Origin of the sequence: Roseovarius marisflavi (genome assembly GCF_900142625.1) — a bacterium.
GTDB lineage: Bacteria > Pseudomonadota > Alphaproteobacteria > Rhodobacterales > Rhodobacteraceae > Roseovarius > Roseovarius marisflavi.
The window spans coordinates 25,341-39,074 of sequence record NZ_FRBN01000007.1 but is presented as its reverse complement, the minus strand read 5'-3'; the positions used below and the strand labels follow the sequence as shown (position 1 = coordinate 39,074).

General features: G+C 61.2%; 13 protein-coding genes. 9 read left to right on the top strand and 4 right to left on the bottom strand.

The window, feature by feature from the left end; all coding sequences use genetic code 11:
* Positions 1–42: 42 nt before the first annotated feature.
* Genes BUB78_RS08345 through BUB78_RS08335 form a run of 3 tightly spaced genes read right to left on the bottom strand, consistent with a single transcriptional unit; the run spans position 43 to position 4,008 of the window.
* Positions 43–2,217, bottom strand: a complete 2,175-nt coding sequence (locus BUB78_RS08345; RefSeq protein WP_073197015.1) for an RNA degradosome polyphosphate kinase — start codon at positions 2,215–2,217, stop codon at positions 43–45.
* A gap of 49 nt (positions 2,218–2,266) precedes the next feature.
* On the bottom strand, positions 2,267–2,941 hold the full coding sequence (locus BUB78_RS08340; RefSeq protein ID WP_073197013.1) for a P-loop NTPase family protein: 675 nt from the start codon (positions 2,939–2,941) through the stop codon (positions 2,267–2,269).
* Complete coding sequence (locus BUB78_RS08335; protein WP_073197011.1) at positions 2,941–4,008, bottom strand: AI-2E family transporter; 1,068 nt, start codon at positions 4,006–4,008, stop codon at positions 2,941–2,943. The genes BUB78_RS08340 and BUB78_RS08335 overlap by 1 nt, the downstream gene beginning before the upstream one ends.
* Positions 4,009–4,155: 147 nt before the next feature.
* Here BUB78_RS08335 and proS point away from each other — a divergent pair, with 147 nt between their 5' ends.
* The 7 genes from proS (at position 4,156) to BUB78_RS08295 (ending at position 12,325) form a co-directional block, all read left to right on the top strand.
* Positions 4,156–5,511 (top strand): proline--tRNA ligase, encoded by a 1,356-nt coding sequence (gene proS, locus BUB78_RS08330; protein ID WP_073197009.1) that lies wholly within the window; start codon positions 4,156–4,158, stop codon positions 5,509–5,511.
* 285 nt (positions 5,512–5,796) lie between these two features.
* Positions 5,797–7,086: a lipoprotein-releasing ABC transporter permease subunit gene (locus tag BUB78_RS08320; RefSeq protein ID WP_073197005.1), complete on the top strand. Its 1,290-nt coding sequence runs from the start codon at positions 5,797–5,799 to the stop codon at positions 7,084–7,086.
* Positions 7,079–7,765 (top strand): ABC transporter ATP-binding protein, encoded by a 687-nt coding sequence (locus BUB78_RS08315; RefSeq protein WP_073197003.1) that lies wholly within the window; start codon positions 7,079–7,081, stop codon positions 7,763–7,765. Before BUB78_RS08320 ends, BUB78_RS08315 begins: the two co-directional genes overlap by 8 nt.
* 104 nt (positions 7,766–7,869) lie before the next feature.
* A complete protein-coding gene (locus BUB78_RS08310; protein WP_073197002.1) occupies positions 7,870–8,847 on the top strand; it encodes an Ldh family oxidoreductase in 978 nt (325 codons plus the stop codon).
* 90 nt (positions 8,848–8,937) lie between these two features.
* Positions 8,938–9,342 (top strand): c-type cytochrome, encoded by a 405-nt coding sequence (locus BUB78_RS08305; protein ID WP_073197208.1) that lies wholly within the window; start codon positions 8,938–8,940, stop codon positions 9,340–9,342.
* Positions 9,343–9,401: 59 nt separating this feature from the next.
* Positions 9,402–9,803, top strand: coding sequence for a DUF4864 domain-containing protein (locus tag BUB78_RS08300; RefSeq protein WP_073197000.1), 402 nt, complete (start codon positions 9,402–9,404; stop codon positions 9,801–9,803).
* A gap of 230 nt (positions 9,804–10,033) precedes the next feature.
* Positions 10,034–12,325: a glycosyl hydrolase family 28-related protein gene (locus BUB78_RS08295; protein ID WP_073196998.1), complete on the top strand. Its 2,292-nt coding sequence runs from the start codon at positions 10,034–10,036 to the stop codon at positions 12,323–12,325.
* Between the two features lie 22 nt (positions 12,326–12,347).
* On the opposite strand, the gene BUB78_RS08290 is transcribed toward BUB78_RS08295, so the two are convergent.
* Positions 12,348–13,007 (bottom strand): hypothetical protein, encoded by a 660-nt coding sequence (locus tag BUB78_RS08290; RefSeq protein ID WP_073196996.1) that lies wholly within the window; start codon positions 13,005–13,007, stop codon positions 12,348–12,350.
* Between the two features lie 112 nt (positions 13,008–13,119).
* Between BUB78_RS08290 and BUB78_RS08285 the strand changes: the two genes are divergently transcribed.
* Together BUB78_RS08285 and BUB78_RS08280 are read left to right on the top strand one after the other, a co-directional pair.
* Positions 13,120–13,440: an antibiotic biosynthesis monooxygenase family protein gene (locus BUB78_RS08285; protein WP_073196994.1), complete on the top strand. Its 321-nt coding sequence runs from the start codon at positions 13,120–13,122 to the stop codon at positions 13,438–13,440.
* Positions 13,437–13,721, top strand: coding sequence for a DUF5665 domain-containing protein (locus BUB78_RS08280; RefSeq protein WP_073196992.1), 285 nt, complete (start codon positions 13,437–13,439; stop codon positions 13,719–13,721). The genes BUB78_RS08285 and BUB78_RS08280 overlap by 4 nt, the downstream gene beginning before the upstream one ends.
* Positions 13,722–13,734 lie beyond the last annotated feature (13 nt).

The window sequence follows — 13,734 nt, the reverse complement described above, 5'->3', positions numbered from 1 at the left end:
CCAGTGTGGTGCTCCTCTCTATGCGACAGGGAGGGCTCTTGGTCAATCATCCGTATGGGTAAGTTTGGGCACATCCGACGCCCCCGCCGAGCCGCGCCCAGAGAGAGACGGGTTTTCCATAAAAAAGCGGTGGCAGTTAAAGGCAAACTCGCCCTCGGGTTTGACGGTGCGGGTAAAGCTTCCGTCGGCGGCCATGACCCAGCTTTGGGCGACATCGGCCATGTTCGCGGCCATCACCTGGCTCACGATCTGGGCCTTGACGGTGGGGTTTTCGATCTCGACCAGGGTTTCGACCCGGCGCACAAGGTTGCGGCCCATCCAGTCGGCAGAACTTATGTAGACCCGCGCCTTTTTTGACGGAAGGCCAGAGCCATTGCCGAAACAGACGATGCGGGAATGTTCGAGAAAGCGACCGATGATCGACTTGACGCGGATATTTTCCGACAGGCCCTTGATGCCGGGGCGCAGCCCGCAGATGCCGCGCACCACAAGGTTGATCTGTACGCCCGCCTGCGAGGCGGCGTAAAGCGCGTCGATCACATCGGGATCAATCAGTGCGTTCATCTTGGCCCAGATCGCACCGGGCCTGCCCTGCGCGACATGCTCGGCCTCGGCGGCGATCATCTCGATCAGGCGGGATTTGAGGGTTATCGGCGAAATTGCAAGGTTCTCAAGGCTGTCGGGCTGGGCATAGCCCGAAAGATAGTTGAACACCTTGGTGGCGTCGCGCCCAAGCGTGACGTCGCAGGTAAAGAACGACAGGTCGGTGTAAATCTTGGCGGTGATCGGATGGTAGTTGCCGGTGCCGTAATGGGTATAGGTCACCAGGTTCTCGCCCTCGCGGCGCACCACGATCGAGATTTTGGCATGGGTCTTGAGGTCAAGAAAGCCATAGACCACATGCGCGCCCGCGCGCTCAAGACGGCGCGACTGGCGGATATTGGCGGCCTCGTCGAACCGTGCCTTGAGCTCGACCAGGGCGGTGACCGATTTGCCATCCTCGGCGGCCTCGCAGAGTGCCTCGACGATGGGCGAGTTGCGCGAGGTGCGATAGAGTGTCTGCTTGATCGCCACCACATCCGGATCACGCGCCGCCTGCGCCAGAAAACGCACCACCATGTCGAAGGTCTCATAGGGGTGATGCAGCAGCATGTCCTTCTGGCGGATCGCGGCAAACATGTCGCCGTCGTGATCCTGTACCCGCTCGGGAACGCGTGGGGTAAAGGGCGGCCACAACAGATCGGCGCGCGCCTCAAGCACCAGTTCCTTGAGATCGGCAAGCCCGATCATGCCGTTCACCTCGACAACCTCTTCGGGGGTGACGTGCAATTCTTCCATGATCACTTCGCGCAGCGCCGCGGGCGCATCTGCGGAAATCTTGAGGCGCACCACCTCGCCGCGGCGACGCCGTTTCAGGGCAACCTCGAATTCGCGTACAAGGTCTTCGGCCTCTTCCTCGACCTCAAGATCGCTGTCGCGCAGGACGCGAAAGGCGCAATGGCCCTTGTATTTATAGCCCGGGAAAAGGCTGTGCAGGTGCAACAGCAACAGCTCTTCCAGCGGCAGCACACGAAAGGTGCCCTCGGGGGCGGGCAGGGTGACAAAGCGGTCAATCTGTTGCGGGATCGGCAGGAGCGCCTGAAGCGGGCGCTTGTCTGATTTGCGCTCCATCTGGAGGGCGAGGGAATAGCCAAGGTTGGGGATAAACGGAAACGGGTGCGCCGGGTCGATGGCCAGCGGCGACAGCACCGGGAACACCTTGTGCAGGAACACATCCGCCAGGAACGTCTTGTCGTCCTCTGTCAGGCTTGCATTGTCGAGGATCGAAATCTGTTCCTGTTCCATCTCGTGGCGCAGGACCTCGTAGGTATCTTGCTGCGCATCCAAAAGCTTGCGCGCGTTCTCGTTGATCAGCACAAGCTGTTCAGCGGGGGTAAGCCCGTCGGCGGCCGGGGTCGTATTGCCCGCCTGTGCCAACTCGCGAAGACCGGCCACGCGGACGTTGTAGAACTCGTCAAGGTTGGTCGCAGAAATCGACAGAAAGCGCAGCCGCTCGAGCAAGGGCACGCGCGGGTTCTGTGCCTCTTCCAAAACCCGCCAGTTAAAGCCAAGCCAGCTTAGCTCGCGGTTATAAAACCGCCCCGGCCCGGTGATATCCAAATCAGGCAGGTCAACCGGTTCGGGCATCGGGGATTTGAGAAAATCTGCGTTTGTCATGGCGGCCTTATGGCGTTGAAGTGTGACAGAGGGGTGACGCAGGGTGGCGCTATTCGGCCATTTTGTCCAGCACCTTTGCCGCCATGGCGCGGGTGATCGGGCGCCCGGTTGAAAGGGCCGTTGCATCAAGCGTTGCCACAAGCCTGCGGGCGGTATCAAACGAGCGGTCCATGCGCCGCGCGAGGTAGGGCAGGATCTCGGGGCTGGGCGAGAGTTGCCGGTCGGCAAAGAGCTTCATCAACAGCGCCGCCAAGAGCGTGTCATCGGGCGCGCGCAGATGCGCCAGCGTCGTCGCCTGCATCCGGCTGGCAAGATCAGGCAGGGCGAGGGGCCAGAAATTTGGCGCGGTTTCAGCCGTGAGCAGAAGCGAATGCCCCTCGGCGAGGGTCAGGTTATGAAGGTGAAACAGCGCCTCTTCGCCGGGCGCATTGCCCGCGATCTCATCGGCATCCTCGACGGCGACCGGGCCTCTGGCGAGATCCGCAATATCGGCCTCTGCAAGGTCACGCGCGGCGATGATCAACGCGCCTGTGAGGCTTGCCCAGACATGGGTCAGGTGGGTTTTGCCCGCCCCCGGCGGCCCGACAAGCACCAGTTTGCGAGAGGGCCAGCCCTGCCAGTCCTCGATCATCGCGACGGCCTGTGCATTGGCCGGGGCGACATAGAAATCCTCGCGCCCGAGGGCGGCGCGCACGGGCAGATCAAAGCTGAGTTGTTCGCCCATCAGTCGGGATCCTGCGCATCCAGCCCGCGATAAAGGCGGCTGTCCTTGTATTGCAGGGTCGCAAAGCGCGTGATCACCCCGAGCGAGGCGGCGACTGGCACCGCCACCAGCATGCCGACAAAGCCGAACAGCGTGCCAAAAGCCGACAGTGCAAAGATAAGCCAGACCGGGTGCAGGCCCACGGAGGAGCCGACAAGCTTGGGCGTCAGAACATTGCCCTCAATCACCTGGCCCGAGACAAAGATCGCCGCGACAAGCCCGACGCTGACCCAATCCCCCCAGAATTGAAAAAGTGCCAGCCCGACCGCCAGAACCCCGCCAACGATAGAGCCGACATAGGGAATGAAGGTGATCAATCCGGCAAAGGCCCCGACCACAAGCCCGAATTGCAGCCCCACCAGCATCAGGGCCATCGCGTAATAGGTGCCCAGCACAAGGCAGACCGTGCCCATGCCGCGGATAAAGCTGGCGAGGGTGTGGTCGATCTGGCTGGCAAGATCGCGGATTACCGGCGCATGATCGCGCGGCAACAGCCCGTCGATCTTGGCAATCAGGTGATCCCAGTCATAGAGCAGGTAGAAGGCCACCACCGGCACGATCACGACGAGAAGCACCAGATCAATCAGCGAGGCCGCAGAATTCAGCAGGGTCTGAAACACCTGACCGCCGCGCTCGCGGATGGTTTCGCCAAGCGACAGAAGGGTTTTGTGCAGCGTCGATTCAGGTTGAAAGATCGACGGGAAATGGTTGGACAAAAACCCCTGAAGGTCGCGCGCCAGTTGCGGCGCGATATTGAAGAGCTGAACCGCCTGTTCCACCAGCAAGGGGATCACCAGAAGCGCCATGATCACGAAGATCAACAGCGCCACCAGGGAGATTACCACAGCCGATGCCGCCCGGCTAAGCCCCATCCGTTCAAGCCGGTCCGCCACCGGATCGAGGAAATAGGCAATCGCCCCGCCGATCACGAAAGGCAGGATCACATCCCCCAGAAACCACAGCGTCACCAGGAAGACCGCAGAAGCGATGCCCCAGTATTTGACCTGTTCCTTGACCGGCAATGCCATCTGATGCGCCTTTTGTTCTTTTGCCCCTCCACATTGCCCATGCTGCCCGCGGTTTCAAGGGGGCGGGCGGCGAAAGCGTGATCCTCCCTTGTCTGGACCGCCGCAAAGCCATAAACGGGGGCAAATATCCTTTGCCAGAGGTCTAACATGCGCCTGTCCCGTTACTTTCTGCCCGTGCTCAAGGAAACCCCGTCAGAGGCGCAGATTGCCTCGCACCGCCTGATGTTGCGGGCGGGCATGATCAAGCAGGCAACTGCCGGGATTTATTCCTGGCTGCCTCTGGGGTTCAAGATCCTGCGCAAGCTTGAGAATATCGTGCACGAAGAGCAGGTGCGCGCGGGTCATATCCCGATGCTGATGCCGACGCTGCAATCCGCCGATCTCTGGCGCGAAAGCGGACGCTATGACGATTACGGCGCTGAGATGCTCCGGATCACCGATCGGCATGGCCGCGATATGCTCTATGGGCCAACCAACGAAGAGCTGATTACGGATATTTTCCGGGCCCATGTGGGAAGCTACAAGGACCTGCCGCTGACGCTCTATCATATCCAGTGGAAGTTTCGCGACGAGGTGCGCCCGCGCTTTGGGGTGATGCGCGGCCGCGAGTTTTTCATGAAGGACGGCTATAACTTTGACCTGACCAAAGAAGACGCCATGCATGCCTATAACCGGCACATGGTCAGCTATCTGCGCACCTACGAGCGGATGGGATTGCAGGCGATCCCGATGCGCGCCGATTCTGGCCCGATTGGCGGCGATGATACGCATGAGTTTCTGGTTCTGGCCGAGACCGGCGAATCCGAGGTGTTCTATGACAGCGCGATCACCGATCTGAGCCTTGGCGAGCGGGCGGTGGATTACAACAGCTGGGACGACTGCGCGGCGATCGTAAAGGAATGGACCACGCCCTATGCGCGCACCGATGAGACCCATGACGAGGCGCTGTTCAACGCCATCCCCGAGGCCCGGCGCAAGACCAGCCGTGGCATTGAGGTGGGGCAGATATTCTATTTCGGCACCAAGTATTCCGATGCAATGGGCGCCACGGTGCAGGGCCCGGATGGCAAGTCGACGCCGGTGCATATGGGCAGCCACGGCATCGGTGTCAGCCGCCTTGTCGGCGCGATCATCGAGGCGAGCCATGATGACAAGGGGATCATCTGGCCCGAGGGTGTGACGCCCTATCACGCAGGTATCGTGAACGTGAAACAGGGCGACGCCGAGGCCGACGCGGCCTGTGAGGCGATTTATGCCTCGCTGAACGCGCTTGGCCTGGAGCCGCTTTATGACGACCGCGACGAGCGGGCAGGCGGCAAGTTTGCCACGATGGATCTGATCGGCCTGCCCTGGCGGATCACCGTGGGGCCGCGCGGCCTTAAGAACGGGGTGGTCGAATTGACCTGTCGCCGTACCGGGGAAAGCGAAGAATTGCCGCCCGAACAGGCGATTGAAAAGCTGGCGCTGGTTTACGCAGGTCACGTTCTGCGCCCAAGTCTCTAGAAGAGGGACTGGAGCAGAGGTTTTATCCAAGCGCCAATGCGCGGAACCAAGGCGCGCATGCGCGCCGCCGCGCAGCGCCCGTCCGCCCCCTCGGGCGGGCGCTCTGGGAGGTTGCAGGCCATCGACAGCGCAGAGGTATTTTACTGGCATCAAGTGCCAGCCAGCCCTGTTGCAACGCCCACCCGGCGGACGGGCCCGCGCGGCTCATCGCTTGGGGCCATCGCCCTCTCTTGACGCCCGCACCCTAAAACCCCACTGTCCGCGCAAATTTACCAAGGTGTCAGAATGGCCAGAACGCCCGCCCCCTTTGCCCCGTTTGAATGGATGATCGCCTGGCGCTATCTGCGCGCCAAGCGGGCCGAGGGCGGTGTCAGCGTGATGACCTGGATCAGCCTTGTCGGCATCACGCTGGCGGTGTTTGCGCTGATCGCGACGCTGGCGGTGCGATCCGGGTTTCGGGCCGAGTTTGTTGACACAATTCTTGGCGCGAACGCGCATGTGACGATCTATAACGCAGGCGAGGTGGATGCCCAAAGCGGCCGGATCGACCGCACCTTGCGGGATTACGAGGCGATGGCCGAGCGTGTGCGCGCGGTGCCGGGCGTGACCCGCGCCGCGCCGCTGATCAAGGGCCAGGTGATGGCCAATGCCCGCGACCGCAATGCCGGCGTGCAGGTCTTTGGCATCGCGCCGGATGACCTGCGCAGTATTCCGCGTGTCGCCGATCCCGAGACAAGCCGGGGCGATGTCGCCAGTTTTCCCCAAGGCATCGCAATTGGCTCGGGCGTGGCGCAGGAATTGGGCGTCGGGATTGGCGACCGGATCAAGTTGATCTCGCCCAATGGCGTCAAGACCGCCTTTGGCACCAGCCCGCGGATCAATGCCTATGACGTGGTCTATATCTTTTCGGCCGGGCGCTATGACATCGACCGGGTGCGGGTTTATCTGCCGTTTGACGAGGCGCAGAGCTTTTTCAACCGCGAGGGGCGCGCCGACGAGCTTGAGGTGATGGTCGCCGAGCCCGAAAATGTGGATGAGCTTGCCTTGCCGCTGTTGCGCGTGGCGGGCGAGCGGGCGCAGGTCTGGACCTGGCAGGATGCCAGCGGCTCGTTCCTGCGCGCGCTTGAGGTCGAGGACAACGTGATGTTCATCATCCTGTCGATTCTTGTTCTGATCGCGGCGATGAATATCACCAGCGGCCTGATCATGCTGGTCAAGAACAAGGGCCGCGACATCGGGATTTTGCGCACGATGGGGTTGACCGAGGGGTCGGTCCTGCGGGTGTTTTTCATCTGTGGGGCGTTCACCGGCCTGATCGGTACGGCGATGGGAGTTGTCTTGGGCTGTCTCTTCGCGCTTTATATCGACCCGATTTTCAGCTTTGTGAACGTGGTGATGGGCGGGCAGGTCTGGGATCCGTCGATCCGCGGGATTTACCACCTGCCGGCCAAGTTGCAGTTTGGTGACGTGATGTCGGCGGTGTCGCTGTCGCTGGGGCTGTCGTTCGTGGTGACGATCTTTCCGGCGCGTCGCGCGGCACGGATGAACCCGGTGGAGGCGCTGCGCTATGAGTGATGTGATGCTGCGCCTTTCGGGGGTCGAGAAGACCTATAAAAAGGGCGAAACCGGCGAAGTGCAGGTGCTGGCGGGGGTCGAGCTTGCGCTTGCGCGCGGCGAGATGGTGGCGCTTGTGGCGCCCTCGGGGGCCGGGAAATCGACGTTGTTGCATATTGCCGGGCTTTTGGACACCGCCGATGCGGGGCGGGTTGAAATCGCGGGCGAGGATATGACCGGGCTGAGCGATCGGCGGCGCACCGCGCTGCGCCGACAGGAGGTGGGATTTGTCTATCAGTTTCATCACCTGCTGCCTGAATTCACCGCGCTTGAGAATATCGTTCTGCCACAACTGGCCGATGGCGTGGCGCGCAAGATCGCCGAAGAGCGCGCCCGCGGTCTTTTGGATCAGGTCGGGGTTGGCGCGCGTGCCGGTCATCGCCCCTCGGCCATGTCGGGCGGCGAGCAGCAGCGGGTGGCGTTTTGCCGGGCCCTTGCCAACAGCCCGAGCGTTTTGTTGGCCGATGAGCCGACCGGCAATCTTGATCCCGGCACGGCGGATCAGGTGTTTGGCGCCTTGGAGGGGTTGGTGCGCGACACCGGCCTTGCGGCGCTGATTGCCACGCATAACCTTGAATTGGCGGCGAAAATGGATCGGGTTTTGCGGCTTGATCAGGGTCGTCTTGTCGAGGCGGGGTAACGGAAAGGGCGTGGGTTTCACCCACCCTACGGGCCCCTTTCAGATGAGTTTTTGTTGATCACATTGCGCAGAACACGGAGCGCGCAGGACCAGACGGAGGCCGCATGGCACAGGTATCACTTGACGAGATTGAAACACAAACCAAAGCGGCGCTGATGCGCCATGGCGCGGTCGATTGGGTGGCGGGCGAGGTGGCCTTTGCGGTGCGCAAGGCGGAAAGTGTGGGAAACCGGATTTGCGGGCTCTATTACCTTGAAAGCTATTGCCAGCAGTTGAAAACCGGGCGCGTCAAGGGCGATGTCGAGCCGGTTGTGAGCCAGCCCAAGCCCGGCGCGGTGGTGGTGGATGCAAAGTTCGGCTTTGCCCAGCCCGCCTTTGCCCGCGCGATTGACCAAGCGGTTGAGGCGGCGCGCGCTTGCGGCGTGGCGAGCCTTGCGGTGGGGCACGCGCATACCTGCACCAGCCTTGGGTTTTTCACCGAGCAGATCGCCAAGCGAGGGCTTGTCGGCCTGGGCATGACCAATGCCTCGCCCATCGTGGCGCCGCCGGGGGGCAAGAGCCGGGTGATCGGCACCAATCCGATTGCCTTTTCGGTGCCCGATGGCAAGGGCGGGATCGCCATGCAGTTTGATCAATCCACCACCACCGTGGCGCTTGGCAAGATCACGATGGCCAAGGCCGCCGGTGAGCGTATTCCCGAGGGCTGGGCGCTGGATGCGCAGGGTCAGCCGACGACCGACCCCGAGGCGGCGCTTGCCGGGTCGCTGGTCAGCATGGGCGGCTACAAGGGATGGGGTTTTGGGCTCATGGCCGAGCTTTTGGCCGCAGGCATGACCGGCGGTGTGGTCAGCCGGGATGTCAAACCGCTGAAAGCGCCCGAAGGGCCGCCGCATGATCTTGGGCAGTATTATCTGTTGATGGATCCGGACACCTCGGGGGCGTTCTATGATCGACTTGAGCAGGTGGTCAAGGGCGTGGCGCTTGACGAAGGCGCGCGGATGCCGGGGCAGGGCAAACGCGAGACCGACCCCGTCGACGTGCCGGATGCACTTTGGGCGCAGGTGGCCGAGCTTGCCGGATAGGGCATGGCCAGTCGCGCGGATGACGCAGATCAAGGCGCGGTGTTGCAAATTCGGGAGCAATAGAGTGACAGGGCGAAAAGGGAGACGATGATGCGGATCGCAATTTTGGCCAGCATGATGGCAGCCTTATGTCTGCCGACTGGTGTGATGGCGCAGGATACACGCCTTGGGCAAAAGACCTATGAGCGTTATTGCGCCGCCTGCCATGGCGCGGATGCCAGTGGCGATGGCCCGATGCGCCCGGTCCTGACCGTGGCGCCGCGCGACCTTAGGGGGCTGGCCAAAGACAACGGTGGGGCTTTTCCGCTGGCCCGGGTGGTGCGCCAGATTGATGGGCGTGATCCAATGCTGGCCCATGGCGACCCGATGCCGGTTTATGGCGATTTCTTTGAGGGGCGCGATGTCGTGCTCAAGATTGAAGAGGGCGCGCAGATCAGGACCAGCAAAGCGGTGGTTGATCTGGTGGCCTATCTGCAAAGGCTTCAAGAGCGCTAAGGCGTGGCGCTTGAAGGCCGACAAGGTGGCGCTGGTTGCCATGAGCATGGAGGTGGCTTATGCGACATTTATTCTGTCTGGTGCTTCTGGCGGTTGGTCTGACTGGTCCGGTCCGCGCCGATGAGAGCGCGGTAAAGGCGGTGATTTCGGCCCAGATCGAGGCCTTTCTGGCCAATGATGTGGAGCGCGCCTGGGCGTTTGCCAGCCCGACCATTCAGCACCGTTTTGGATCGCCCGACGCCTTTGGCTCCATGGTGCGAGAGGGCTATCCGATGGTGTGGCGGCCGTCCGAGGTGACGTTTCTGGATAGTGAGGTGATTGCTGGCAAACTCTGGCAGAACGTGCTTGTTCGCGATGCCGGTGGCGCGCCGTACGTGGTCGAGTACCAGATGATCGAGGGTGAGGAGGGCTGGAAGATCAATGCCGTGCGGGTGCGAAAGATACCTGCCGGTACGGTCTGAGCTACGTTCCGATCAAGGGGGCGCCGCCCCCATCGCCCAAGGGCGATTCCCCCGGGATATTTATGGCCAGAAGAAACCGGTATGAGCGGCGCAGGACAGGGCACCGTGACGGTGGTGTGAGAGCCGGTTAACCCCCTGTTGATACTTCCCTATCCCATCGGATGCGGTGCGCCGTGCCGGGACAAGCATGGGTCATGTGCGCGTGACGCGGGATGTGGAAAGGGAACCATATGAACAAGGCAATTACCGACGGCATCGTTTTCATGCCTCAACCCTTTGCGGCGGGGTTGGATCAATGGTCTAGCGGCGATGGAACGCCGGGATCGGACACCTATCAGAATGCCGTGAATGCGGCCTTTGTGCCGGGTGATCAGGATTTTGGCGGTGCGCTGGAGATTCAGAAGATCGATGCGGTGCAACGGCTGCGCTATATGGGGGAAACTCCGATTTTGCCGGGGTGCTATCTTCAGATCAGGGCGCGGATCAAGGCGATTTCCGGCAATCTGCCGACTGTGCGGATTGCGGCCTGGGCCGGCGGGGCCGGGGGCCTGGCCATTACGGGGGTGAACTTGAGTGGCCCACAGGTCACACTGAGCACCTATGGCGACGTGGTCGAGGTGACGGCCATTGTCGGCAGCGGCGCGCGCAACGGGGTCGATATGGCCTGGGGCACGCAGACGCTTTTCGGGCACTTCGGGCTTGACCTTACGGGGGCGAGCGGCGGCATCGTGCGCATCGACGATATCGTCATCGAGGATGTCAGCCGGTTCTTCCTGCGCGATATCGTGAGCGCGGTGGATGTGCGCGATTTTGGTGCCGTAGGCGATGGGGTTGCGGATGATCACGCCGCCTTTGAGGCGGCGGATTCAGCCGCGAACGGGCGCGAGATCATCGTCCCGGCGGGCACCTATTTTCTTGGCCAAAGCACCACCATTCAGAACCGTATCCGCTTTGAGGGCACGCTTGAAATGGCGGAGAGCAGCATTCTGGCGCTGACCAAGAATTTCGATCTGCCTGCCTATATCGATGCCTTTGGCGACAGCGAACTGGCCTTCAAAAAGGCCTATCAGGCGCTTTTGAACAATGCAGGTCATGTGACGCTTGATCTTGGCGGGCGCAAGGTGGCGCTGCGAGCGCCGGTGGATATGGCGGCCGCAGTCAACAACAAGACCACCTATAAGCAGCGCCATGTGATTGAAAACGGGCAGTTTTCTGTTTTTCCAGGTCCGAACTGGGATACCGAGGTTGTGACCTCGCAGGCGACCTATGATCCGGGCAACGCCAAGCGGCTTGCCAATGTGGTGAATGTCGCCAATATCCCTGTCGGTTCGGTCATCACCGGCAATGGGGTGGGGCGCGAAGTCTATGTGACAGCCCGAAATATCGCGGCGCAGCGTCTTGATATCAGCCAGCCGTTGTTTGACGCGGCGGGCACGCAGGTCTTCACCTTTCGGCGCTTTAAATACATGCTTGATTTCAGCGGCTTCGAGCAAATTTCGCGCATGGTCATGTCGGAGATCGAGTTTCAGTGCAGCGGAGATTGCAGTGGCATCCTTTTGCCGCCGACCGGCACCGGGTTTCATCTGCGCGATTGCTTTATCACCCGGCCCAAGGATCGCGGCATAAGCAGCCACGGTGAGGGCGATCAGGGCATGATGATCGACCGCTGTCAGTTCCTGTCGGATGAAAGCCCGCTGTTGTCCACCGAGCGCGTCTCAATCGGCTTCAATTCCAATGCCAATGACATCAAGGTGCGCGACAACCGCGTGGTGCATTTCCGGCACTTCGGCGTGGTTGGCGGATCAAGCTCGATCATTGCGGGCAACCATGTGTTTCAGGGCGATTCCGCGCTTAATGGCATCCGCACCGCCGGGTTTGTTCTGACGCGCACCAATAACCGCGGCACGATCAACGGCAATTACATCGATAATTGTTTTATCGAATGGGGCAACGAGCATGATCAGGCGCCGGGGTTCTCGGGCGAATTTTCGTTTAGCGCGCTGAGCATCACCGACAATGTGTTCCTCGCCAGCGATGTGGCACCCTGGTTTACCTTTATCATGGTCAAGCCGCATGGCGCGGGGCATTTCGTCAACGGTATTTCGGTGAATGGCAATTCATTCCGCGGGATCGGCGGGGTGATTGACCGGGTCGAGACGGTGGATACGAGCTTTGCCGATCTCGATTACAACCGGATCCGCAATGTCACCTTTGATGACAACGCCTTTCACAACATCGAGACGTCGGCGGCCAGCCCGCTTGTGATGGAGCATACCGAGGCCAGCGCCGCCAGCACCTGGGTGGTGCGACCCGCGCCGCGATTGCCGTTTGGGGCCTGGGCGCAGGTGGTGGAATCGGTGGTGGCTGCCGGGCCGCTTCGCAACGGGGCAAATGGGGTGGAATATGTGACGCCCTATTATCAGGCCAATCAGGGCGCAAATAGCGACCAGATCAACCTGCGCTGGCCATTGGCGGTTTCGGGGACGGTTATCCTCAAGGTGCGGATCGACGACCCGCTCTGACCCAAGGGCCCTGGCGGGGTGTTCAAAAGCTCCGCCAGAGCCCCAGTTTGACGCCGTGCGTGCGCCCACCAAGCACCGTCTGGCTAAGGCCGAATTCGATGTGTTGGCCGGGTTTTGTCTCGTAGACGAACGAGGGCGCAAAGCGGGCGTAACTATTGCCGGTTACGGGGTGGCCGGCCTGCATCTGCAGGATCAGCTTAGTTTTCCGCGTGGTGGAGAGGCCAAAGGTAAAGTCGCCTTCCAGAGCCACATCGCTGCCGCTGAACAGGATTGCGCGGCTGTCCACCGCAATCCAGCCGTTTCGGCCCCAAAGTGAAATCCCGCGCCCCAGCGACAATCCCGGTCGCAACGCAGTCTGGGCATCCACTTGCCCCGCGCCCAGTTCAAACGCGAGTTTCAGGCGCCGCTCGGTACGGCCAAGGGGCCAGCGCAAAAATCCGATCACCTTGGACATCCGCGCGCCATCACCGCCCAGATCCGCCCCGGCGGTCAAGCGGTCGGCCAATCCGTGTTCCGCGTAAAAGGTAAAGCTTGGGTGATAAAATCCGTAGGCATCCGGCCCTTCGATCTGACCCGAGTTGGCGACAAAGGTTTTGCCCTTTTCGCGCGCCCATGCCCCCGCCTGCGCCATAACGGCCAGGCATGGCAAAAGGATCAACGCAAGAATGAGCCGTCGCAGCATGGTTACCTCTGCGTTAACCCTCGTTAAAAAGGGTAAAGCGAGGGTTAAGGGCCCCAGAGAATTTACCCCTCTGCCCGCGCGTGATAGGCTTGTGTTGCAAAGGAGGTGCGCTATGCCCCATATCGCCCAAAGCAACAGCCATCAGACCGTTATCACAACGTTCGATGTGACCCCCGGAACCTGTCAGGATTTACTTGATCTGTTGACTGGCGCCTATCAGGATTTCATTTCCAAACAGCCCGGCTTTGTCGCGGTCGGCCTGCATGTGAACGATGCACAGACCCGGATTGCCAGCTACTCGCAATGGCGGCAGCGCGAGGATTTTCAGGCGATGCTGCGGACCGATGAAATGCGTGTGCGCAATCGCCAGATCAGCGAGCTTTGCAAAAGCTTTGAGCCGGTCATGTATGACGTGGTGGCGACGTTTGAATGAAGGATGACCTGCCACCCCCCGAGGATCTGACAAAAGAAGTACATGCGCTGCGCATAGAATTGCGTCGCCTGAACGGCCACCGCTTTATCAGGGTTCACAATTCGATCCCGCGCATGCTTGCGTTCAACTTCGCGCGCGGGCTTGCGGTTGGGCTTGGTACTGTGTTGGGGGCCTCTGTGCTATTGTCGCTTCTGGTCTGGGCGCTGAGCCAGATCGAGTTTTTGCCGATCATCGGCGAATGGGCGGCCCAGATCGCCCGGCAGGTGAAAGACGTGAATTAAAGCGCGCAATACA

What these genes read in the sequence shown, in the direction of transcription:
- BUB78_RS08345 (WP_073197015.1), bottom strand. Translation starts at nt 2,217, where the DNA reads ATGACAAACGCAGATTTTCTCAAATCCCCGATGCCCGAACCGGTTGAC.
- BUB78_RS08340 (WP_073197013.1), bottom strand. Translation starts at nt 2,941, where the DNA reads ATGGGCGAACAACTCAGCTTTGATCTGCCCGTGCGCGCCGCCCTCGGG.
- BUB78_RS08335 (WP_073197011.1), bottom strand. Translation starts at nt 4,008, where the DNA reads ATGGCATTGCCGGTCAAGGAACAGGTCAAATACTGGGGCATCGCTTCT.
- proS (WP_073197009.1), top strand. Translation starts at nt 4,156, where the DNA reads ATGCGCCTGTCCCGTTACTTTCTGCCCGTGCTCAAGGAAACCCCGTCA.
- BUB78_RS08320 (WP_073197005.1), top strand. Translation starts at nt 5,797, where the DNA reads ATGGCCAGAACGCCCGCCCCCTTTGCCCCGTTTGAATGGATGATCGCC.
- BUB78_RS08315 (WP_073197003.1), top strand. Translation starts at nt 7,079, where the DNA reads ATGAGTGATGTGATGCTGCGCCTTTCGGGGGTCGAGAAGACCTATAAA.
- BUB78_RS08310 (WP_073197002.1), top strand. Translation starts at nt 7,870, where the DNA reads ATGGCACAGGTATCACTTGACGAGATTGAAACACAAACCAAAGCGGCG.
- BUB78_RS08305 (WP_073197208.1), top strand. Translation starts at nt 8,938, where the DNA reads ATGCGGATCGCAATTTTGGCCAGCATGATGGCAGCCTTATGTCTGCCG.
- BUB78_RS08300 (WP_073197000.1), top strand. Translation starts at nt 9,402, where the DNA reads ATGCGACATTTATTCTGTCTGGTGCTTCTGGCGGTTGGTCTGACTGGT.
- BUB78_RS08295 (WP_073196998.1), top strand. Translation starts at nt 10,034, where the DNA reads ATGAACAAGGCAATTACCGACGGCATCGTTTTCATGCCTCAACCCTTT.
- BUB78_RS08290 (WP_073196996.1), bottom strand. Translation starts at nt 13,007, where the DNA reads ATGCTGCGACGGCTCATTCTTGCGTTGATCCTTTTGCCATGCCTGGCC.
- BUB78_RS08285 (WP_073196994.1), top strand. Translation starts at nt 13,120, where the DNA reads ATGCCCCATATCGCCCAAAGCAACAGCCATCAGACCGTTATCACAACG.
- BUB78_RS08280 (WP_073196992.1), top strand. Translation starts at nt 13,437, where the DNA reads ATGAAGGATGACCTGCCACCCCCCGAGGATCTGACAAAAGAAGTACAT.